Source organism: Aquisalimonas lutea (assembly GCF_030409225.1).
GTDB lineage: Bacteria > Pseudomonadota > Gammaproteobacteria > Nitrococcales > Aquisalimonadaceae > Aquisalimonas > Aquisalimonas lutea.
This window is the reverse complement of the sequence record NZ_JAUFPK010000005.1, coordinates 239930-260317: the sequence shown is the minus strand read 5'-3', so window position 1 is coordinate 260317 and position 20388 is coordinate 239930. Positions and strand designations below refer to the sequence as shown.

Here is a 20388-nt window from a genome sequence, read left to right as displayed (position 1 = left end):
TCTACTCTGGGTGGTGCCAGAGGCATGATTTTCTTTCCACGTGTAAGCAAGGAGGAATCATGCCACTGGCAGGATTGGAAGGAAGCAGTCCAGAAGCCATCGCGGATCACACCCTGCGGGATGTCTGGGATGTGTACCGCAAAGAACGGATTCTCCGTCCAGCCACCATCGCCAGCTATGACCAGGTCGTCCGGCGATTCGAGGATGACGTCGGGCCGATCCCGCTCGGCACGATCAGCCGTGATCATCTCTTCGCGTGGCGATCAACGGTCCTCGAACGAGCCACCCCGATCACCTGGAACACATACCGCCGGACGTTCCGCGCATTGTGGCGTTATGCCATCCAACTCGGCTGGGTCGAACACTACCCGCTGGACCGCGTCGGTGCCGCCCCCGTCGGCAAGCGCCGCAAGAAGACGGTCAATCAGGATCTGTTGGCCCGCGTGCTGACTGTGCTCAGTGACGATCAAAGCCAGCGCCTCCAGCCACGGTGGTTCTGGCGCATTGTGGTCCTGACCTTCTACTACACCGGGATGCGCCTGCGGCAGCTGGTCAACCTGCGCTGGCAGGATGTCGACTGGAAGCGTGGAGCCATCACGCTGACGCAGGAAGGCAGCAAGACCCGACGTGAATGGGAGATCCCGCTCCCCCCGGCACTGGCCAAGGAACTGCAAGTGCTTTGGTACGAAACCGCCAAGATCGTGGGGCACCGCCGGTTCGGACGGCGGCAGGTCTTCGATCTGGGGCTGCACCGCGGGAATACCGGCTACAAGCCGGGGGAGTTGACGTGGCAGCAGGTCAACGGCTACTTCCGTCGCCTGTCCAATTACATGGATGAACCGATATCACCGCACCGGCTGCGGCATACCTGCGCCACGGAGATCGCGCGGCAACCGCAGCCGAACATCCGTGCGCTTCAACACCTCCTTGGCCATACCTCGCTGTCGATGACGATGGAGTACATCCAACCGGACCTGAAGCAGATGTACGAACTCGTCTCCCACCTCCCCACACCTGGCGAACAGCAGTAGGGTGTGGCCTCGGGCACGCGGACCGCGTGCCCGAGCCGACCGATTGGCGACACCGGGTACGATAGGCTAGGATAGATCCATCTGGTTGTTTTCCTTGAAGGAAGCAACCGGAAGGAAGGGCTCTGGGAGCGCGATTCCAGAACTGTCGTATTAAGAGAGAGCCAGGGGATCCACGAAAAGGAAGAGGGGCCGGTGTAGCAGCACCGACCCCTCTGAGCCCGCGGAAGGGCAAACGGGCTCGCCTCTGGCACGGTAACGCGCGGATCGTGAGGTTCCCGCGCTGCTGTCTGGTGCCGGTGGACGGAATCGAACCGCCGACCTACTGATTACGAATCAGTTGCTCTACCGACTGAGCTACACCGGCTATCTGGTTGGAGGTGCGGAGTATAGCGGAAGTGGCGCGGGGGTCACAACGGCTGTTCTGCATGGCTTTGTACCCGACGCGGCGGCGACTCTCGGCCCGGGTTTGTCAGGCGCCGGGCGTGCGCTCTTCCCAGCGGTCGCCCTGCTCGTCCAGGCGGCGCTGGAGCGCTTCGATGACGGTGTCCACGGCGTCGTTGGGGCCGCGGACGCCGAGCTCGAGCTCGTAGTCCGGCGGGCACCAGCGGGGGAGGCAGGATACGCGCACCTGCGGGTATTCCGCCGTGAACTCCTCCAGCAGCGGGATGGCCTGGCTCTCGCGCACGCCGTGGACGACCAGGGCGCGCTCCTTGCGGCTGCCGACGGCGTGGAGGTGGCCGTAGTGGTGGTCGAGCACCCATTCGATCATGGGCCACGCCATGTTCGGGAAGCCGGGCACGAAGTAGTGATGGCCGAGGCTGAACCCGGGGACGCGGTTCACGGGGTTCGGGACCAGGCTGGCGCCCTTGGGGAACTCGATCATGCGCAGGCGCTCGGGCTTGATGTCGTCGCCGAACTGCTCGCGGATGAGCCGCAGGCCTTCCGGGTGGGTCTCCAGCTCCAGGCCGGCGGCGGCCGCGGCGCATTGGCGGGTGCGATCGTCCGGCGTGCCGCCGATGCCGCCGAAGCTGAACACCACGTCGTTGCCGGCCATGGTGCCGCGGAGGGTGTCGGTGAGCCGCTGGGGCTCGTCGCCCAGGAAGCAGGCCCAATTGAGCTCCAGGCCGCGCTGGTCCAGGAGCTCGATGATCTTGGCCATGTGCCCGTCCCGGCGCTTCCCGGAGAGGATCTCGTCACCGATGATGATGGCGCCGAAGCCGCTGGGGAATGTGGGGTTCATGCATGCTCCGGGTTGGTTCACTCGCGCTCCAGCAGGGGCAGGAGCTGGTCCAGGCTGCGGATCTCCTCGTAATCCACGCGCGGCAGGTTGCTCGGCCAGGGCATGCCGGAGCGGTTCAGCCAGATGGCGCGCAGGCCGTGCTGGGCTGCGCCGGCGACGTCGGTGACCGGGTCGTCGCCCACGTGGATGAGGCGCTCCAGCGGCACCCCGGCGCCGCGGGCCGCTGCCTCGAACATGGGCCGGTCGGGCTTGGCGGCGCCCACGTGGACGGCGGAGTACGCCGCGACGAAGTAGTGCCCCAGGGCGAGCCGGTGGACGTCGGCGTTGCCATTCGTCAGCGCCACCAGGGGCAGGCGCTGGTACAGCGCCTCCAGCACCGGCAGCGCGTCCGGGTAGAGGTCCACCCGGTGGCGGGCATCGAGGAAGACGTCGAAGGCCTCTTCCGCCGCCTGGGGCGGCGCGCCCACGGCCCGCGCGGCGCGCTCGAAGGTGCGGATGCGCAGTGCGGTGACGTTGTACAGCAGCTCCGGGTGCAGCTCGGCGGTCTCGTCGCGCAGGGTACGCATGCGCTCGGGCGGATAGGCCTCGGCGATGCTCGGGTAGCGCTCCCGGAGGAAAGCCACGGTGGCCTCCTCGGCCTGCTCCAGTACGCCGTCCAGGCGCCACAGGGTCTCGTCCAGGTCGAGGCTGATCGCCGTCATTCCGCCGGCTCCTCGGCGGCGCGCCACACGCACCGCCCGCCCACGGACGCGTCCAGCTGATCCAGCCAGGCCTCGTGGGCGGCGCGCTCGTCGTCGCTGGCGGCGACCACGCGCAGCCGCGGGCGGTCGCTGCTCACCGGGCGGGGGGCGTGGCGGCCGCCGCCGGTGGCGGAGCTGTCGTCGTCCTCGGTATCCAGCGACAGCGTGACCTGCCCGCCGGTCATGGTCAGGTACAGGTCGGCGAGGATCTCGGCGTCCAGCAGCGCGCCGTGGAGGTCGCGCTGGGAGTTGTCCACCTGGTAGCGCTTGCAGAGCGCATCCAGGGTATTGCGCTGACCCGGGTGCATGCGGCGGGCCATGATCAGCGTGTCGGTGATGCTGCAGCACTCGCTGACCGCCGGCAGGCCGCGCTCCAGCAGGCCGAACTCGTGGTCGATGAAGCCCACGTCGAAGGGGGCGTTGTGGATCACCAGGTCGGCGCCGTTGATGAACTCCAAGAACTCGTCGGCAATGTCGGCGAAGCGGGGCTTGTCCGCCAGGAACTCGTTGTTGATGCCGTGGATCTCGACGGCCCCCTCGTCCACCTCGCGGTCGGGGTTGAGGTAGACGTGGTAGGTGCGGCCCGTCTTGCGCCGCGCGTCCACTTCCACCGCGCCGATCTCGATGATGCGATGGCCCTGGGTGGTCTCCAGGCCGGTTGTCTCCGTATCCAGTACGATCTGCCGCATGGTGCTCCGATCCCTCGCTAGTTCCGGCTCAGCATCTCGTCGATGCCCTGGTTGGCCAGGCGGTCCGCGGTCTCGTTCTCGGCGTGCCCGCTGTGGCCGCGGACCCAGCGCCAGTCCACCTCATGCCGCTGAGCCTCTTCGTCCAGGGCCTGCCACAGGTCGGCGTTCTTCACTGGCTTGCGTGCCGCCGTCTTCCAGCCGCGCCTTTTCCAGTTGGGTAACCACTCGGTGATGCCCTTGCGCAGGTACTCGGAGTCGGTGGTCAGGATCACGCGGCACGGCTGCTTCAGCGACTGCAGCCCCCGGATCGCCGCCGTCAGCTCCATGCGGTTGTTGGTGGTCTCGCGCTCGCCGCCATAGAGCGTCTTCTCCTTGCCGTTCCAGCGCAGCAACGTGCCCCAGCCACCCGGCCCCGGGTTGCCGCGACAGGCGCCATCGCTGTAGATCTCCACTTTCTTCATGCATCGTCCCGTAGTTGCTGAGGTATGCCCGGCTGCACGCCTGCGCCACGGCGGCCACCGCCTGGCGCTGCCGGACCACGGCCCCCATGGGGATGGCGCGCACGACCCGCTTGCGGCTGAGCTGGGCGTAGACGCCGCCCAGCACCGGCCAGCAGCGCCGGCCGACGCGCTCCAGCACGCGGAGCCGGCGCTGGATGCCGCGCCGCTGCAGCGGCGGCCGGAACACCAGCCGCTCGTGCTGGCGGTGCTCCAGGCCGAGCAGCCGGCACCAGTCGCGCAGGCGCACGCCGGTATAGTAGTGACCGCACCAGGGCGACTCGTTGCCCCGCAAGGGGCCCGCCGCCCGGCCCAGCCCCCAGAGGCTGAACGGGTTGAACGCCAGGATCAGCAGATGTCCCTCCGGCGCCAGCACGCGCTCGGCCTCGCGCAGGAGCTGGTGGGGCTCGTCCTCGAACTCGAGCTGGTGAACCACTACCAGGGTGTCGACGGTGCCATCGCGGAACGGCAGATCGTCGTGCCAGGCGCGGACGTGCGGCCGCTCGCCCGGGGCGCGGTCCACCACCCATTGGCGCACCGCCGCGGGCACCGGCAGGGGCTCACCGTCGCCCATGCCGCCGAGCTGCACCAGGAAGCCGGGCCGGCAGTCCGCCAGGAGGCGGCCCACGGCCTCCCGCTCCGTGTCGGCCACCATCCGGCCGAGCGGTGTCCGGAACCAGGCCTGGAGTGCGGCTGCGTTCATCATGGCGCTGCTCTGCTGTTTCGGGAACCCCTCGCAAGGGCCACCACGACAGGTACCATGGGGAAGTCTATCAGGCCCGGGAAGCCGCAGTCGCGGATTCTTTGGCCACGCACACCGGACTCGTTAGGATGCACACCATGGCAGACGTAACCCCGATTCCCGCACTGCGCGACAACTACATCTGGCTGATCACCGGCGAGGACGACCGCTGCGTGGTCGTCGACCCGGGCGATGCCGCGCCCGTGCTGGAGGAGCTTCGCCAGCGCGGCCTGCGCCTGGACGCGATTCTCGTCACGCACCATCATCCGGACCACCAGGGCGGCGTCGACGCCTTGCTGGCGCAGGCGCAGGTGCCGGTCTACGGTCCGGCCGACGAGAACATCCCCTATCGCACGAACCCGCTCAGCGAGGGGGATACCGTCTCCCTGGGCGCGGTGGGCCTGGAGCTGGGCGTGCTGGAAACCCCGGGGCACACCGCCGGGCACATCAGCTATTACGGCAACGGCCTGCTGTTCTGCGGCGACACGCTGTTCGCCGGCGGCTGCGGCCGGCTTTTCGAGGGCACGCCGGAGCAGATGATCCAGTCCCTGGGCAAGCTGGCGGAGCTGCCCGGGGATACCGTGTTCTACGCCGGCCACGAGTACACCGAGGCGAACCTGCGCTTCGCCTCCCAGGTGGAGCCGGACAACGAGGCGCTCCAGGAGCGCCTGGAGAAGGTCCGGGCCATGCGGGCGCGCGGCGAGTACACCCTTCCCGGCACGCTGGAAGAGGAGCTGCGGACCAACCCGTTCCTGCGCTCGGGTATGGAAGGCGTGAAACAGAGCGCAGAACGCCACGCCGGAAAGAAGCTATCGTCGCCGGTGGAAGTGTTCGCCGCAGTCCGGGCGTGGAAGGACGCCAGCTGAATTCGCGACGCCGGCGGCGGAGGGCATGGCCGCCGGCTTTCATCGCTACAGGTGAACCCTGGGTAGAACAACAACAGGGAGAGGCAACTCGTGGTCTCCATCAGAACGCTGCTGCTCCTGGCCTCGAGCCTGGTACTGACGGCCTGTGCCCACATGACGGGCCTGCACGACGACGATAACGGATCCGCTAGCGCCCGGGGCACGCCACCCCAGTCGGCACAACCGTTGCCTGCCGCCGAGGTCGCCCTGCTGGAGCAGCAGGGCGTGCTTTTCCCGGGCATCGTCCTGCAGCCGACGCCGGAGTACACCGAGCCGGAGGAATCCGGCTCCACCTACCCGGACGATCTCTGGGCGCGGCTGCGTTCCGGCTACGGCATCGATGCCGATCTCGACAACCCGCGGGTGGTCTCCGAGCTGAATACCTTCAGCCGGCAGCAGGCCTACCTGGACCGGGTCGCCCGGCGCGCCGAGCCGTACCTGCACTACATCGTCGAGTCCATCGAGGACCGCGGCCTGCCCATGGAGATCGCGCTGCTGCCGGTGGTGGAGAGCGCCTACCGCCCGTTCGCCTACTCCCACGGCCGCGCGGCGGGCCTGTGGCAGTTCGTTCCGGCCACCGGGCGGCACTACGGCCTGCGCCAGTCCTGGTGGTACGACGGCCGCCGCGACGTGCTCGCCTCCACGGAGGCCGCGCTGGACTACCTGGAGCGGCTCGGGGAGATGTTCGACGGCGACTGGCTGCTGGCCCTGGCGGCGTACAACGCCGGCGAGGGACGGGTCATGGCGGCCGTCCGGCAGGCGCGCAGCAACGGCAAGCCGACGGACTTCTGGCACCTTTCCCTGCCCCGGGAGACGCGCCAGTACGTCCCGCGCCTGCTCGCCATCAGCGAGCTCATCAAGGATCCCCGGGCCTACGGCCTGGAGCTGGTGAGCATCCCGGACGAGCCGTACCTGGACGTGGTCGCCCTGGACAGCCAGATCGACCTGGCCCTGGCCGCCGACCTGGCGGGCATCAGCATCGAGGAGCTCTACCGCCTCAACCCGGGCTTCGACCGCTGGGCGACCGACCCCCAGGGCCCGCACCGCATCGCGGTGCCCATCGACAAGGCCGAGCCCCTGCGCAACGAGCTGGCGAGCCTGTCACCGGACGAGCGCATGCGCTGGCATCGCCACAAGATCCAGCCCGGCGACAACCTGCGCGCCATCGCCCGGCAGTACAACACCACGGTGCGCGTGCTGCAGCAGACCAACGACATCAACGGCCACCTGATCCGCGCCGGCGAGCACCTCATGGTGCCCACGGCCAGCGCCGACTCCGGGGCCTACTCGCTCAGCGCCTCCAACCGGCTCAGCCGCCAGCAGAACCGCGAGCGTCCCGGCCAGCGCGTGGACTACACCGTGCGCTCCGGCGACACCCTCTGGGATCTCTCCCGGCGCTACAACGTGGACATGGGCAACCTCGCCGAGTGGAACGGCATGGCCCCGGGCGACCCGCTCCGGCCCGGCCAGGAGCTGGTGATCTGGGTCCGGGACGGCAGCGTGCAGGAAGTGGCCAGCGGGCCGCCGCGCAGCGAGCCGGTAATGCAGTCCATCAACTACCGCGTCCGCCGGGGCGACAGCCTCTACGCCATCGCCCAGCGGTTCAACGTCTCCGTGCAGCAGCTCCAGCGCTGGAACAACATCGATCCGGACAGCTACCTGCAGCCCGGCGACACGCTGTCGCTGAAGGTGGACGTACGCAACCAGCGCGGCAGCATCTGACCCCGTGCGGCCCGGGCGCCGGGCCGCGCTGCGCTACTGGTGGTGTTCCGGGAGCGTGATGTTGAGCTCAAGGATCTCGCAGTCGCCTTCGCGGTCGACGTGCATCTGCACCGCGTCCTGGTCCACCTCCACGTACTTGCGGATCACCTGCAGCAGCTCCTCCTGCAGGGCCGGGAGGTAGTCCGGACCGCCGCGCTGGGCCCGTTCCCGCGCGACGAGGATCTGCAGCCGTTCCTTCGCCACGCTGGCGCTCTTCTTGCGCTGGGAGCGGAAATATCCGAGCAGGTTCATGACTAGCTCCCGAACAGACGACCGAAAAAGCCCTTGCGGGGCACGTCGGTAAAGCGCAACGGGCGCTGCTCACCCAGGAACCGCGCCACGGCGTCGTCATAGGCCTGGCCGGCATCGCTCTCGGACTCCAGGATCACCGGCACGCCGGCATTGGACGCATTGAGCACGGCCTGGGATTCCGGGATGACGCCCAGCAGGTCGATGGCCAGGATCTCGCCCACGTCCTCCAGGCTCAGCATCTCCCCCTTGTTGACGCGCTCCGGGGAATAGCGGGTCAGCAGCAGGTGCTCGCGCACCGGCTCGTCGCCCTGCTCGGCGCGACGGCTCTTGCTGGCGAGAATGCCCAGCACCCGGTCGGAATCGCGCACCGACGACACCTCGGGGTTGGTCACCACGATGGCGTCGTCCGCGTGGTACATGGCCATCAGGGCGCCGCGCTCGATGCCCGCCGGGGAGTCGCAGATAACGTAGTCGAACTGCTCGGACAGCTCCGTCATCACGCGCTCCACCCCGTCCTGGGTCAGGGCGTCCTTGTCCCGGGTCTGGGAGGCGGCCAGCACGTACAGGCCCTCCACCCGCTTGTCCCGGATCAGCGCCTGGTTCAGGGTCGCGTCGCCGTTGATGACGTTGACGAAATCGTAGACGACCCGGCGTTCACAGCCCATCACCAGGTCGAGATTGCGCAAGCCCACGTCGAAATCCACCACGGCCGTCCGGTGCCCCTGCCGGGCGAGGCCGGTTGCCAGGGCCGCGCTGGTGGTCGTCTTGCCGACGCCCCCCTTGCCGGAGGTCACTACGACAGTCTTTGCCACTCTTCACCTCCTGAATGCGTCACCGGCGGCGTACCGCCTGCCGGCCCTTACTTGCCGCCGAGCCCCGGCAGCGGCTCGATACGCAGGTCGCCGCCGTCGAGGAAGACCTGCACCGCCTGCCCCAGGCTGGCCTCGTCGAACTGCTCGCTCACGCGGTAGGTCCCCGCCACGGTGACCAGCTCGGCGTGGAAGTCCATGCAGAACACCCGCGCCGTGTCGTCCCCCCGGACCCCTGCCAGGGCGCGACCATGGAGACCGCCGTAGATGTGGATGTGCCCGTCCGCGAGTACTTCGGCCCCGGGGCTGACCGACGACAGTATGATGAGATCACCCCCGCGTGCATAGACCTGCTGCCCCGAGCGGACCTGCTGGGTGATCACGGTGCTCGGTGTGCCCTCGGGCGCGGCCGGCGCCGGCGCCTCGCTGCGCCGGGAGGCGGGCACCTCGCTGCCGCCGGCGAACACGCCGATGCCGGCCTGCTCGGCGGCGGCCTGCCAGCGCTCGTCGCCGCCGCGGATGCCCACGGGCAGGAGCTCCTGGGCGCGCAGCAGGCCGACGAACCCCGGCAGATCCAGGTGCAGATCGGACTCGGCCACCGCCTCGACATCCAGGATCACCGGCAGCTGGCGGAAGAACTCGGGGGCCTCCTGCATGCGGCTCTCCACCGCGCGCCCCAGGGCATCCACGGACGGGCTGAGCAGGCGCATGACCGTGAGCGTCATCATGCGGCCCTTGATCTCGAGGGCGGCTTCGGTGGTCTCGCTCTGGCGCGTCATCCGTGCTCCCGCATAGGCCCTGCGTGCCCTGTACGACGCAGCCCCCTCACCGGTGCGGCCGGGAGGGGGCTGCCTGTAGGGCGCCTTTTATAGCGCGGTCATCGGGCCGCATCAAGCGTCGCTGATTCACGACTCCGCCAGCAGCCGGTTCAGCCGGCGCACGAACCCGGCCGGGTCGTCCAGCTGCCCGCCCTCGGTGAGCATGGCCTCGTCGAACAGCACGTGGGCCCATTCCCGGAAGGTCTCCTCGTCCTCCACGGACTGCAGCCGCTGGATCAGCGTATGGTCCGGGTTGATCTCCATGGCCGGATTGCCCGCCGGCACCGTGTGGCCCGCCGCCTTGAGCATCCGCTGCATGCTCACGGCGAACTCGTGCTCGCCCACCACCAGGCAGCTGGGCGAATCCGTCAGGCGGTGGCTGACGCGCACCTCCCGCACCTTGTCGCTGAGGGCCTGCTCCAGGCGCTCGGCCAGCGGCTTGTACTCGGACTCCGCCTTCTCGCGCTCGGCCTGGTCCTCGGCGTCCTCCAGCTCGCCCAGGTCGAGATCGCCCTTGGCCACGTGCACGAGCTGCTTGCCGTCGTACTCGCCCAGGTGGGTGACGCACCACTCGTCCACCGGATCGCCCAGCAGCAGCACCTCGATGCCCTTCTTGCGGAAGACCTCCAGGTGCGGGCTGTTCTTCGCCGCGCTGAAGCTGTCGCCGGTGACATAGTAGATGGCCTTCTGGCCTTCCTTCATGCGGGCGATGTAGTCGTCCAGCGAGACGGTCTCGGCCTCGCTGTCCGTCTGCGTGGACGCGAACCGCAGCAGCTTGGCGATACGCTCGCGATTGCTGAAATCCTCCGCCGGCCCCTCCTTGAGCACCCGGCCGAAGGTGCTCCAGAAGCTGGCATAGTTCTCCGGCTCGTCCTTGGCCATGGACTCCAGCCGGTCGAGCACGCGCTTGACCGACGCCGAGCGGATCTTCTCGATCTGCCGGTTGTGCTGGAGCAGCTCCCGGGAGACGTTCAGGGGCAGATCGTCGGAGTCGATGATGCCGCGCACGAAGCGCAGGTACCGGGGCATCAGGTTCTCGGCATCGTCCATGATGAACACCCGGCGGACGTACAGGTGCACGCCGTGGCGCTGGTCGCGGTCCCACAGGTCGAAGGGCGCGCGCTTGGGGATGAACAGCAGCGAGACGTAGCTGAGGTTGCCCTCGACCTTGTTGTGCAGCCACGTCAGTGGCCCCTCGAAGTCATGGGCGATCTGCTGGTAGAAGGCCTCGTACTCCTCGTCGGTGATCTCCGACTTGGACCGCATCCACAGCGCCGAGGCCTTGTTCACGGTCTCGTCGCCCTCCGCCTCTTCTTCCTCGCCGGTGGGCTCCTTCGGCATGCGGATGGGCAGCGAGATGTGATCGGAATAGGTACGGATGATCTGGCGCAGCCGCCAGCCGTCCAGGAACTCGTCCATATCGTCGCGCAGGTGGAGCACCACCCGCGTGCCGCGCTCCGGCATCTCCACGGCTTCCAGCGTGTAGGCGCCCTCGCCGTCGGACTCCCAGTGCACGCCCTCCTCGGCGGGCCGCGCGGCCCGGCGGGTAAACACCTCCACCCTCTGCGCGACGATGAACGCCGAGTAGAAGCCGACGCCGAACTGGCCAATGAGCTTGGCGTCCTTGGCCTGGTCGCCGGTGAGCTGATTGATGAAGTGCTGCGTGCCGGAACGGGCGATGGTGCCCAGGTTCTCGATGACCTCGTCACGGGTCATGCCGATGCCGTTATCCTCCACCGTGACGGTGCCTGCATCCTTGTCGTAGCTCACGCGGATGCCGAGGTCCCCCTCGCCCTCGAACAGGCTCTCGTCCTTCAGCCCCTCGAAGCGCAGCCGGTCACAGGCGTCCGAAGCATTGGAGATCAGCTCCCGCAGGAAGATCTCGCGGCTGCTGTACAGCGAGTGCACCATCAGGTTCAGAAGCTGGCGCACCTCGGTCTGGAACTCGTGGGTTTCCTTCTGCGCGGCAACACTCATGGCTCACTGCTCCCCGGGTTGTCCTTGGTTGTGCGTTCGACTGCGCGGCCCGCGCTGCGGTGCGAACCGCCCGACACCCGCTTGATGGGCACGCCGGCGGGGAAATTCAACCCCTGCCGGGGCGATCGTGGACAACACGGCCCCTGGCAACGACCATGGACGTTCCTGAAGGGGGGATTAAGCCTATGCTGACGGTACCGACCTGGGTCTTCCTGCTCCTAGCCCAGACACTGATCCTGCTGGCGGCGGCCGCGGGCTTCCTGGCCTGGCTGGCCCGGCGCCGCCGCTCGCCCGGAGAGCCCCGGCAATCGGTCGATACGGCACCCGCGACGCCGGCGCCCGTCGACGGCGAGGACATGCCGCCGGTGCGGCGCTACCTGCAGAGCGAGCTGGCGCGCACCCGCGCCCAGCGCGAGAACAATGACCGCAACCTGCCGGACCAGGTGCTGGACTGCCGGCTCCACTACCTGCAGGCGGAGCTGGAGGCACTGGACTACAGCGACAGCCCTGACCCCTTCTGGGCCCACCTGTGCGATCGCATCGAAAGCCTGAGCGCGCCGGCCGGGGACACGGAAGAGACGGCCGACCTGGCGACCACCCAGCGGCGCCTGCAGCACCTGCTCACGGAGCTGGAGCAGGCGGACGAGCCGTCACAGGTCACCGTGCGCCAGCTCGCGGTCATCGAGCGCCGCCTGGCCGCCCTGCAGCAGAACGGCCGGGAGGACGAGGCGCCCGCCCCCCGCGGCAACGGCGACGATCAGCCCGCCGCGGCGCAGGAGGCCGCGCCCGCCAGCGACGACGGCGGCCGGGCGTAGCCCTGCCCCGGGCTGCCCTCCCGCGCGGCGATCGTGGTACGTGTTAGCAGGCCCTAGAACAGCTCCGGCGACGTCTGCGGGTCGACGGCCTCGCCGGCCGGCTCCCGGAACTCCCGGGCCGGGATCCATTCGCCGGTGACCATCTGGCTGTAGCCCATGCCGGGCCCGACCATGGGGTAGACGCTGGCGTTGCTGTCGATCATGACCTCCATGAACGCCGGGCCGTCGAACGCCACGAACGCCTGCAGGGCCTCCTCGAGGTCCGCCCTGTCGGTCACCCGGCGGATGAAGGGGAAGCCGTCGGCCTCGGCAGCCTTGACGAAGTCCTTGCGGTGCAGGGTCTTGTCGCTGCCGGAGAAGTTCTCGTTGAAGTACAGGCGCTGCCACTGGCGCACCATGCCGTCGCCCATGTTGTTCAGCAGCAGGATCTTCACCGGCAGGTTGTAGTTGGTGACGGTCTCCATCTCGCCCAGGTTCATGCGGATGCTGCCGTCGCCGTCGATGTCCACCACGGTCTTGTCGGGACGGGCGAACTGGGCGCCGATGGCCGCGGGCAGGCCGTAGCCCATGGTGCCCATGCTGCCGGAGGTCAGCCACAGCCGGGGCTCGCGGAAGTCGCAGTACTGCGCGGCCCACATCTGGTGCTGGCCGACCCCGGTGCTGATGATCGCGTCGCCCCCGGTGACCTTGTTCAGCGTCTCGACCACGTAGTGCGGCTGGATCAGCTCGCTGCCGCGGTCGTAGTTCATGGGGTGGTTGCGCTTGAGCTTCTGCACGTGCCGCAGCCAGGGGCTGAAGTCCCGGTCGAAGCCGGCCTCGCGGCCGTGGTTGAGGAGCTGGCGCAGGCTGCGGCCGGCCTCGCCGACGTGCGCCCAGTCCACCACCTTGACCTTGCCGATCTCGGCGGCATCGATGTCGATGTGGGCGATGTGCTCCGCCAGCGGCGCGAACTCGTCCACCTTGCCGGCCACCCGGTCGTCGAACCGCGCGCCCACGGCGATGAGGAAGTCGCAGTCCTCCACCGCGTAGTTGGCGTAGGCGGTGCCGTGCATGCCCAGCATGTGCAGCGACAGCTGGTCGGTGGTGTCCATGGCGCCGAGGCCCATGAGCGTGCTCACCACCGGGATGTTGTAGGTCCGCGCAAAGGCGCGCAGCTCCTCGGCGGCGTTGCCGTTGACCACGCCGCCGCCCACGTACAGGAGCGGCCGGTTGGATTTCTCCAGCATCTCGAAGAACTGCCGGCACTTGCGCTCGGAGAGCTTGGCCGCCCGCAGGGAGTCCATGCGCTGGCGGTAACCGCGCATCTCCAGCAGCCCGGAGCCGGCATACTCGCCGACCCAGTTCTGCACGTTCTTGGGCACGTCCACCACCACCGGGCCGGGCCGGCCGGAGCGGGCGATCTCGAAGGCCGTGCGCATGGTCGCCTCCAGCTCGTCGGGCCGGGTGACCAGGAAGACGTGCTTGGCGCAGTTGCCCATGATGTTGACGATGGGCGCTTCCTGGAAGGCGTCCGTGCCCATGGCGCCGGTGGGCACCTGCCCGGTGATCAGCACCACGGGGGTGGAGTCGGCCATGGCGTCGCGGATGGGCGTGACGGTATTGGTCGCGCCGGGCCCCGAGGTCACCAGGAACACGCCGACCTTGCCGCTGGCGCGGGCGTAGCCCGCGGCCATGAAGCCGGCTCCCTGCTCGTTGGCCGGCACCACCAGGCGCATGGGATCCTCGGCGTCGCCGTCGCGGTGTTTCTCGTTGTACCGGAAGACCGCATCGTAGGTCGGCAGAATGGCACCACCGCTGTAGCCGAAGATGGTGTCGACGCCCTCGTCCGCCAGTACCTGGACGATGGTCTCGGCGCCGCTCATCGTGGTTCCGGCCAGAGGGTGCTGCTTGGCATTCTGTCGCGTCATCATGGGTCTGTCCGTGGCGTGGTCGTTGTGATCGATCGGGAATCGATCACTTTAAATGGTTGATGTTGCAGGACACAAGCCCGCGCGCACACGGCCGGAACCCTTCCGCCCGCGGCCGCGCTACTCGCCCCGGGGCCGGAAATCCAGCGCAACGGAGTTGATGCAGTAGCGCAGCCCGGTGGGCTCGGGCCCGTCCGGGAACACGTGGCCGAGGTGGGCCTCACAGCGGCTGCACAGCACCTCTTCCCGGCGCATGCCCAGGCTGTGATCCGCCTCCGTGGCCACGTTCTCCGGCTCCAGCGGCGCCCAGAAACTCGGCCAGCCGCTGCCCGAGTCGAACTTGGTCTGCGTATCGAACAGGGGCTGACCGCAGCACACGCAGTGGAACACCCCGGGCTCGCGGACATGGTTGTACTCGCCGGAGAACGGCGGCTCGGTGCCTTTCTGCCGGGTCACCCGGTACTGCTCCGGGGTGAGCTCCTGGCGCCACTGTGCGTCCGTCTTGTCTGTCGTACCGGCCATCAGTTCACCTCTCGCGAAACCTGGCTCCGCCGCAGGCCACCCTAGTACTATACTGCCATCGGCACCGCGGCGTCGCCATGCAGGCGTATACCAACAAGGGATTGCATCATGGCAGTTACTTCCATTGCCCGCCCGGCCCACTCGGCCCTGGACGCCACCCTCGCGACCCTGGACTCGGTCACCCAGCGGGTGGATGCGTTCGAGCGCGGCATCGAGGATGTGCCGCCCTGGGGACCGTGCCGGGATGCCTTGGGCGAGGCCCGCGGCGCGCTGATCATGCTGGAAATGGACGGCGCGCGGCTGCTGGTGGACGAGTGCATGGCGCTCATGGAGGCACTGGACGGCGACGCCGCCCTGTCGGACCGGCACGCCATGGATGCCCTGCTCTACGCGCTGCTGCTGCTGCCGCGCTACATCGAGCACAGCCGCAGCGCCCGCGACGAGGCCCCGGAGACCCTGCTGCCCACCATCAACGGGCTGCGCGGGCTGCGGCGGGCGGTACCGGTACCCGAGTACGAGTTCGCCGACCTGACCGACGTCAGCCGCGACCTGGCCCCCCTGGCCGGCGAGCTGCCGGCGGCCGACGCCCCGGACCCGGCCCGGCTGCGCCGCATGCGGCACATGTTCCTGACGGGGCTGCTGGGCCTGTTCGCATCCCCGGAGGCGCTCGTCCACCGCAAGCAGGTGCATCGGGCGCTGGCGCGCCTGGCGCCGGCCTGCGGCGACACGCTCACGGGGCGCTGGCTGCTCCTCGCCGCCCGCCTGGCGGGCTGCGCCATCGACCTGCAGTCCCCGGCCGGGGCATCGGTGCGGCTGCTGCTGTCGCGCCTGGATTTCTACATCCGCGAGACCCTGCTCGGCGACCCGCCGGTCCTCAACCAGCGCCCGCCGCCCATGGTCCGCCAGGCGCTGCTGTACTACACCGGCCGGCTGGCGGACCGGGACCCGTTGCTGGGCCGTGTCTCCCGGGAGCTCGAGCTCGCCGCGCGGATGACGCCGGCCGAACGCATCCGGCAGGAACGCGACGCCGTGGCCGCCCCGGATGCGCAGGTCCTGGAGGCCGTCTCCCGTGCCCTGGGCGAGGAGATGGAACAGGTCCAGAGCTTCATCGAGACCCTCAGCCGGCTGAGCAGTGTCACCCGCACGGAACGCGACGAGCTGGCCGAGCACCTCAATCGCCTGGGGCACACGCTCACGCTGCTGGGCCTGTCCGGTCAGGCCGCGGCGGTCAAGCGCGAGCACACGCGCCTCCAGTCCCTGGGCGACGACGTCGACGGCGAGCGCCTGCGGGAGCTGCTCTCCCAGTGCGTCGACACCCTCAGCGAGAGCGAGGATGCCGTGTCCCGGCTGTCCCGGCCCGAGGCGGCGGCCAGCGCCACCGAACGCGGCCCCCGCCTGGAGGAAGCCAGCCGGCAGGCCATCTCGGAGGCGCTGACCAACCTCGCCCGGGTGCGCCACAGCCTGGAGTACTTCAACGGCGACCGTGACGACGGCGACGACCTCGAGAGCACGCAGGCGCCGCTGAACGAGATCCGCGGCAGCCTCGCCATTCTGGGCCTGGACCGCGCGGCCGAGCAGCTCGCCCGCGCCGGCCGCGCCATCACCGCCCTGGACGAGCACGACGCCGGCAACGGCGAGCGGCTCAACGCCGTGGCCGACGCCCTCGCCGCCATCGAGTGGTACATGGAAAGCCTGCTGGAGGGCATCGAGGGCGGCGACGATACCCTGGAGATCGCCGAGGAAGCGCTGGCGAAGGGATGAAAGGGAACGGCTCGTAGGAGCGACGTGAGTCGCGACCGTTGCAGAGGATCCTGCTCTCTGGAAAATCGGGGCTGAAGCCCCTCCCACAGTGGCACCAGGGTCCGCGAGGAAGGGTTGTAGGAGCGGCTTCAGCCGCGACCTGGGAAGTGAACCGGGTTCTCTGGAAAGTCGCGACTGACGTCGCTCCTACCGTCGCTTCCAGCCGCCGGCGGTGGCTAGCCCTTCGCTGATCGGGGCCGAAGCCCCTCCCACAGTGGCATCAGGGCCCGAGGACGGATTGTAGGAGCGGCTTCAGCCGCGACCTGGGGTTGAACCAGGCTCTCTGGAAAGTCGCGACTGACGTCGCTCCTACGGCCGCTTCTACAGCCCTACCCTGATCTAGCCGACCGCCGCCAGCAGCTGCGGCAGCAGCTCCGCGGCCGGCCCGCGGAAGCTGACGGTCACGCGCTCGGTGATGGGCGTGGGCTCCGGGTTGATCTCGATGACCGCGGCGCCCTGCTCCAGGGCCATCAGGGGAATGCTGGCCGCCGGCTGCACCAGGCCCGAGGTGCCGATGCTGAGCAGGACATCGGCCTCGCCCGCCGCCCGGATGGCCGCCTGCCAGGCCTGCTCCGGCAACGCCTCGCCGAACCACACCACATCGGGGCGCACCGGTGCGGCGCATTGCGGGCAGCGCGGCGGCTGGTCGTCCGCCCCGGCGGGCACGGGCTCGGTGACGACCCCCCGTTCCGCCGAGCATATGTTGCGGTGGATGTTGCCGTGGAGTTCCAGCACGCGGCCGCTGCCGGCCTGCTGATGGAGCCCGTCGACGTTCTGGGTGGCCACCACGAACGCGGGCACCCGCTGCTCCCACTCGGCCAGGGCGCGGTGCCCGGCGTGGGGCGCTGCGGCGGCGACCCGCTCGCGCCGCCAGCTGTACCAGCGCCAGACCAGCCCGGGGTCGCGCTCGAACGCCTCCGGCGTCGCCAGGTCGGCGGGATCATAGCGCTGCCAGAGACCGGTCTGCGCGTCGCGGAATGTCGGCACGCCGCTCTCCGCCGACATGCCGGCCCCGGTGAACGCCACCACGGACCGGGCGCGGCGCAGCCTCTCGCGGATTTCTTCGTCCAGCTCCATGGCCCCTCCGTGACGGACCGCTTGCCCCCGGATTACGCAACCGGGCGCGGATTCCCATACAATGCACAGTGTTGAACGCACCCGCTGCGGCCCCGGCCTCCGGGCCGGTACCACGCCACCCTGCGCCGGTGCGACCACCCACGCGCCCGACCCGGCCTCGGCGAGCACCCGCGCGGGTCTCGGGCCGCGAACAATCCAGAGGTTTGCGGATGAGTGAAATCATGCTGATCAATGTCTCGGGCCAGGACAAGCCCGGGCTCACCCACTCCCTCATGGAGATCCTGGCCGAGTACAACGTCGGCATCCTGGATATCGGCCAGGCGATGATCCACAACACGCTGTCGCTCGGCATCCTGGTGGAGGTCCCCGACCAGGAGGCACGCTCCCCCGTGCTCAAGGACGTGCTCTTCCACATCCACCACCAGGGCATGCACGTGCGCTTCACGCCGATCTCCCGGGAGGACTACGAGCGCTGGGTCAGCGGCGAGGACGAGCCGCGCTACGTGTTCACGCTGCTGGGGCGGCGCATCACCGCCGAGCAGATCGCCCGGGTGAGCAAGGTCATCAGCGACAACGGCCTCAACATCGAGGACATCGTGCGGCTGTCGCGGCGCGAGCCCCTGTACAAGGCCGAGGGCCTGGGGCGTGCCTGCATCGAGCTCACCGTGCGCGGCAAGCCGGTGGACCTGGACATCATGAAGCAGCAGTTCCTGGCCATCTCCCGGGACCTGGACGTGGACATCAGCTTCCAGGCGGACACCGTCTACCGCCGCAACCGGCGCCTGGTGGTCTTCGACATGGACTCGACGCTCATCCAGCAGGAGGTCATCGACGAGCTGGCCAAGAAGGCCGGCGTCGGCGACGAGGTGAGCAAGGTGACCGAGGCGGCCATGCGCGGCGAGATCGACTTCAGCGAGAGCCTGCGCCAGCGGGTCGCCCTGCTGGAGGGTCTGGACGAATCGGTACTGCAGGAGGTGGCGCAGGAGCTGACCCTGACGGAGGGCGCCGAGCGCCTGATCCGCACGCTGAAATCCTTCGGCTATACCACCGCCATCGTCTCCGGCGGTTTCAGCTACTTCGGTCGCCGCCTGCAGGAAGAGCTGGGCGTGGACTACGTCTACGCCAACGAGCTGGCCATCCGCGACGGCAAGGTCACCGGGCAGGTGGACGGGCCCATTGTCGACGGCGACCGCAAGGCGCAGCTGCTGCAGGACATCGCCGAGCGCGAGGGCCTGTCCCTGGACCAGGTCATCGCCGTGGGCGACGGCGCCAACGACCTGCCCATGCTGCGCCTCGCCGGGCTGGGCGTGGCCTTCCGGGCCAAGCCGCTGGTCCAGCGCAGCGCGCGCCAGTCCATCTCGGCGCTGGGGCTCGACGGGATTCTCTATCTCATCGGCATCAAGGACACCGACGCCGAGGCGAACGGCCTGGCGACGCAATAACGGGTTGCCAACTTGGTCCAGCCGCGGGGCAATTTCCTTTCTGTTCGGCGCCGCCGCGGCGTGCTAACAATCGTCGGCGCATCGAGACAAACCAAGAAGGGAGGAGAGCATCATGGCCGCCAACATCGTCCTGCCCCGCTACATGCGCGTCGGCGCCGGCGCCAGCCGGGAGCTGGCGGGGCTTCTGCAGCAACTCGGGGTCGGGCACCCCTTCATCGTCACCGACCAGGATATGGTGCGGTTCGGCTACCTGGACGCCCTCACCCGGGGCCTGGATGACGCCGGCATCCCCTACGCGGTCTTCGCCGATACCGTCCCCGACCCCACCGTCGCCTCGGTCAACGAGGGCGTGGCGGCGCTGAAGAAGCAGGATCACGACGGCGTGGTCGCCCTCGGCGGCGGCAGCCCCATCGACAGCGCCAAGGCCATCGCGCACCTGAGCGTCCACGGCGGCCGCATGCGCGACTACAAGGCCCCGGTGATGAGCGACACCCAGGGCCTGCCCCTGGTGGCCATCCCCACGACCGCCGGCACGGGCTCGGAGGCCACCCGGTTCACCGTGATCACCGACGAGGAGACCGACGAGAAGATGCTCTGCCCGGGCGCGGCGTTCTGCCCCGTCGCGGCCCTGGTGGACTACGAGCTGACGCTGACCATGCCCCGCCGCCTGACGGCGGATACCGGGGTCGACACCCTCACCCACGCCATCGAGGCCTACGTCAGCGCCAAGCGGAATCCGTTCTCCGACGGCATGGCGCAGATGACCATGACGGCGGTGGCCCGGTACCTGCGCACCGCCTGCGACGAGCCGGACAACCGCGAAGCCCGCGAGGGCATGATGCTGGCGGCCATGCACGGCGGCATGGCGTTCTCCAACGCCTCGGTGTGCATGGTCCACGGCATGAGCCGCCCCATCGGGGCGTTCTTCCACGTGCCGCACGGCCTGTCCAACGCCATGCTGCTGCCGGCGGTGACGGCGTTCTCCATCGACGCGGCGCCGGACCGCTACGCCGCCTGCGCCCGCTTCATGGGCGTGGCCGGCGCCGAGGACAGCGACGGGGATGCCTGCCGCAAGCTCCTGGACGAGCTGCGCCGGCTGAACCGGGATCTGGGGGTGCCGACACCGAAGGACTACGGCATCGACGAGCAGCGGTACTTCGATGTTCTGCCCACCATGGCGGAGCAGGCGCTCGCCTCCGGCTCACCCGGCAACAATCCGCGGGTGCCCACCGCCGACGAGATCGTGGAAGTCTACAAGCAGGCGTGGGACGGACGGGGCTGAGCCCGTCCTGGTGTCCTGTAATCCAGGTTCATTGGATTACAGGACACTAGCCTCGTCATGATCGCCGCGCCGGGGGTTGCTC

Annotated in this window: 18 protein-coding genes, 1 tRNA gene and 1 pseudogene; 7 read left to right on the top strand and 13 right to left on the bottom strand. The window is 69.1% G+C overall.

The features are described from left to right. Positions 1 to 59: 59 nt before the first annotated feature. Positions 60 to 1031 carry a tyrosine-type recombinase/integrase gene (locus tag QWY84_RS15380; RefSeq protein ID WP_290203740.1) on the top strand — a complete coding sequence of 324 codons (972 nt, stop codon included), beginning with the start codon at positions 60 to 62 and terminating at the stop codon, positions 1029 to 1031. A gap of 288 nt (positions 1032 to 1319) precedes the next feature. On the opposite strand, the gene QWY84_RS15375 is transcribed toward QWY84_RS15380, so the two are convergent. The 6 genes and pseudogenes from QWY84_RS15375 to QWY84_RS15350 form a co-directional block, all read right to left on the bottom strand. Next, positions 1320 to 1395 (bottom strand) — tRNA-Thr (locus tag QWY84_RS15375). Positions 1396 to 1500: 105 nt separating this feature from the next. Beyond that, positions 1501 to 2271, bottom strand: a complete 771-nt coding sequence (locus QWY84_RS15370) for a competence/damage-inducible protein A (RefSeq protein ID WP_290203739.1) — start codon at positions 2269 to 2271, stop codon at positions 1501 to 1503. A 17-nt stretch (positions 2272 to 2288) separates the two neighbouring features. Continuing rightward, the gene (locus QWY84_RS15365) at positions 2289 to 2972 is read right to left on the bottom strand and encodes an HAD family hydrolase (protein WP_290203737.1); all 684 of its coding nucleotides are present in this window, start codon (positions 2970 to 2972) and stop codon (positions 2289 to 2291) included. Continuing rightward, on the bottom strand, positions 2969 to 3700 hold the full coding sequence (dnaQ, locus tag QWY84_RS15360) for a DNA polymerase III subunit epsilon (protein ID WP_290203735.1): 732 nt from the start codon (positions 3698 to 3700) through the stop codon (positions 2969 to 2971). Before dnaQ ends, QWY84_RS15365 begins: the two co-directional genes overlap by 4 nt. Positions 3701 to 3717: 17 nt before the next feature. Next, a complete protein-coding gene (gene rnhA, locus QWY84_RS15355) occupies positions 3718 to 4161 on the bottom strand; it encodes a ribonuclease HI (protein WP_290203733.1) in 444 nt (147 codons plus the stop codon). A gap of 394 nt (positions 4162 to 4555) precedes the next feature. Then, positions 4556 to 4771 (bottom strand): annotated as a pseudogene (locus QWY84_RS15350) (methyltransferase domain-containing protein); the annotation flags it as partial. A 266-nt stretch (positions 4772 to 5037) separates the two neighbouring features. Here QWY84_RS15350 and gloB point away from each other — a divergent pair. Both gloB and QWY84_RS15340 read left to right on the top strand, forming a co-directional pair. Next, positions 5038 to 5805 (top strand): hydroxyacylglutathione hydrolase, encoded by a 768-nt coding sequence (gloB, locus tag QWY84_RS15345; RefSeq protein ID WP_290203732.1) that lies wholly within the window; start codon positions 5038 to 5040, stop codon positions 5803 to 5805. Positions 5806 to 5895: 90 nt separating this feature from the next. Further along, the gene (locus QWY84_RS15340) at positions 5896 to 7566 is read left to right on the top strand and encodes a LysM peptidoglycan-binding domain-containing protein (protein ID WP_290203731.1); all 1671 of its coding nucleotides are present in this window, start codon (positions 5896 to 5898) and stop codon (positions 7564 to 7566) included. Positions 7567 to 7599: 33 nt separating this feature from the next. On the opposite strand, the gene minE is transcribed toward QWY84_RS15340, so the two are convergent. The 4 genes from minE to htpG all read right to left on the bottom strand — a co-directional run bounded on the left by minE (position 7600) and on the right by htpG (position 11461). Further along, on the bottom strand, positions 7600 to 7857 hold the full coding sequence (gene minE, locus QWY84_RS15335) for a cell division topological specificity factor MinE (RefSeq protein WP_290203730.1): 258 nt from the start codon (positions 7855 to 7857) through the stop codon (positions 7600 to 7602). 2 nt (positions 7858 to 7859) lie between these two features. Then, on the bottom strand, positions 7860 to 8669 hold the full coding sequence (gene minD, locus QWY84_RS15330; protein ID WP_290203729.1) for a septum site-determining protein MinD: 810 nt from the start codon (positions 8667 to 8669) through the stop codon (positions 7860 to 7862). 47 nt (positions 8670 to 8716) lie between these two features. Then, positions 8717 to 9445 carry a septum site-determining protein MinC gene (minC, locus tag QWY84_RS15325; RefSeq protein ID WP_290203727.1) on the bottom strand — a complete coding sequence of 243 codons (729 nt, stop codon included), beginning with the start codon at positions 9443 to 9445 and terminating at the stop codon, positions 8717 to 8719. Positions 9446 to 9571: 126 nt separating this feature from the next. Continuing rightward, a complete protein-coding gene (gene htpG, locus QWY84_RS15320; RefSeq protein WP_290203725.1) occupies positions 9572 to 11461 on the bottom strand; it encodes a molecular chaperone HtpG in 1890 nt (629 codons plus the stop codon). 185 nt (positions 11462 to 11646) lie between these two features. On the opposite strand from htpG, the gene QWY84_RS15315 reads away from it, so the two are divergent. Further along, a complete protein-coding gene (locus tag QWY84_RS15315) occupies positions 11647 to 12276 on the top strand; it encodes a hypothetical protein (RefSeq protein ID WP_290203723.1) in 630 nt (209 codons plus the stop codon). 53 nt (positions 12277 to 12329) lie between these two features. Here QWY84_RS15315 and ilvB read toward each other — a convergent pair whose 3' ends face one another. Both ilvB and msrB read right to left on the bottom strand, forming a co-directional pair. Then, entirely contained in the window at positions 12330 to 14186 is a 1857-nt protein-coding gene (gene ilvB, locus QWY84_RS15310; protein WP_290203721.1) for a biosynthetic-type acetolactate synthase large subunit, read from the bottom strand. Positions 14187 to 14303: 117 nt separating this feature from the next. Further along, on the bottom strand, positions 14304 to 14705 hold the full coding sequence (msrB, locus tag QWY84_RS15305) for a peptide-methionine (R)-S-oxide reductase MsrB (protein WP_290203720.1): 402 nt from the start codon (positions 14703 to 14705) through the stop codon (positions 14304 to 14306). Between the two features lie 108 nt (positions 14706 to 14813). Here msrB and QWY84_RS15300 point away from each other — a divergent pair, with 108 nt between their 5' ends. Beyond that, entirely contained in the window at positions 14814 to 16466 is a 1653-nt protein-coding gene (locus QWY84_RS15300; protein WP_290203719.1) for a FimL-related protein, read from the top strand. A gap of 378 nt (positions 16467 to 16844) precedes the next feature. On the opposite strand, the gene QWY84_RS15295 is transcribed toward QWY84_RS15300, so the two are convergent. After that, positions 16845 to 17582 (bottom strand): SIR2 family NAD-dependent protein deacylase, encoded by a 738-nt coding sequence (locus QWY84_RS15295; RefSeq protein WP_290203717.1) that lies wholly within the window; start codon positions 17580 to 17582, stop codon positions 16845 to 16847. A 209-nt stretch (positions 17583 to 17791) separates the two neighbouring features. On the opposite strand from QWY84_RS15295, the gene serB reads away from it, so the two are divergent. Together serB and QWY84_RS15285 are read left to right on the top strand one after the other, a co-directional pair. Next, entirely contained in the window at positions 17792 to 19024 is a 1233-nt protein-coding gene (gene serB, locus QWY84_RS15290) for a phosphoserine phosphatase SerB (protein WP_290203716.1), read from the top strand. A 112-nt stretch (positions 19025 to 19136) separates the two neighbouring features. Next, positions 19137 to 20306, top strand: coding sequence for an iron-containing alcohol dehydrogenase (locus QWY84_RS15285; RefSeq protein WP_290203715.1), 1170 nt, complete (start codon positions 19137 to 19139; stop codon positions 20304 to 20306). Positions 20307 to 20388 lie beyond the last annotated feature (82 nt).

Excerpts from the sequence above, each read along its gene's own strand:
- htpG (WP_290203725.1), bottom strand. The coding sequence starts at position 11,461 with ATGAGTGTTGCCGCGCAGAAGGAAACCCACGAGTTCCAGACCGAGGTG.
- dnaQ (WP_290203735.1), bottom strand. The coding sequence starts at position 3,700 with ATGCGGCAGATCGTACTGGATACGGAGACAACCGGCCTGGAGACCACC.
- QWY84_RS15300 (WP_290203719.1), top strand. The coding sequence starts at position 14,814 with ATGGCAGTTACTTCCATTGCCCGCCCGGCCCACTCGGCCCTGGACGCC.
- minC (WP_290203727.1), bottom strand. The coding sequence starts at position 9,445 with ATGACGCGCCAGAGCGAGACCACCGAAGCCGCCCTCGAGATCAAGGGC.
- QWY84_RS15285 (WP_290203715.1), top strand. The coding sequence starts at position 19,137 with ATGGCCGCCAACATCGTCCTGCCCCGCTACATGCGCGTCGGCGCCGGC.
- QWY84_RS15380 (WP_290203740.1), top strand. The coding sequence starts at position 60 with ATGCCACTGGCAGGATTGGAAGGAAGCAGTCCAGAAGCCATCGCGGAT.
- minE (WP_290203730.1), bottom strand. The coding sequence starts at position 7,857 with ATGAACCTGCTCGGATATTTCCGCTCCCAGCGCAAGAAGAGCGCCAGC.
- serB (WP_290203716.1), top strand. The coding sequence starts at position 17,792 with ATGAGTGAAATCATGCTGATCAATGTCTCGGGCCAGGACAAGCCCGGG.
- QWY84_RS15370 (WP_290203739.1), bottom strand. The coding sequence starts at position 2,271 with ATGAACCCCACATTCCCCAGCGGCTTCGGCGCCATCATCATCGGTGAC.
- msrB (WP_290203720.1), bottom strand. The coding sequence starts at position 14,705 with ATGGCCGGTACGACAGACAAGACGGACGCACAGTGGCGCCAGGAGCTC.
- ilvB (WP_290203721.1), bottom strand. The coding sequence starts at position 14,186 with ATGATGACGCGACAGAATGCCAAGCAGCACCCTCTGGCCGGAACCACG.
- QWY84_RS15315 (WP_290203723.1), top strand. The coding sequence starts at position 11,647 with ATGCTGACGGTACCGACCTGGGTCTTCCTGCTCCTAGCCCAGACACTG.
- rnhA (WP_290203733.1), bottom strand. The coding sequence starts at position 4,161 with ATGAAGAAAGTGGAGATCTACAGCGATGGCGCCTGTCGCGGCAACCCG.
- QWY84_RS15365 (WP_290203737.1), bottom strand. The coding sequence starts at position 2,972 with ATGACGGCGATCAGCCTCGACCTGGACGAGACCCTGTGGCGCCTGGAC.
- gloB (WP_290203732.1), top strand. The coding sequence starts at position 5,038 with ATGGCAGACGTAACCCCGATTCCCGCACTGCGCGACAACTACATCTGG.
- QWY84_RS15295 (WP_290203717.1), bottom strand. The coding sequence starts at position 17,582 with ATGGAGCTGGACGAAGAAATCCGCGAGAGGCTGCGCCGCGCCCGGTCC.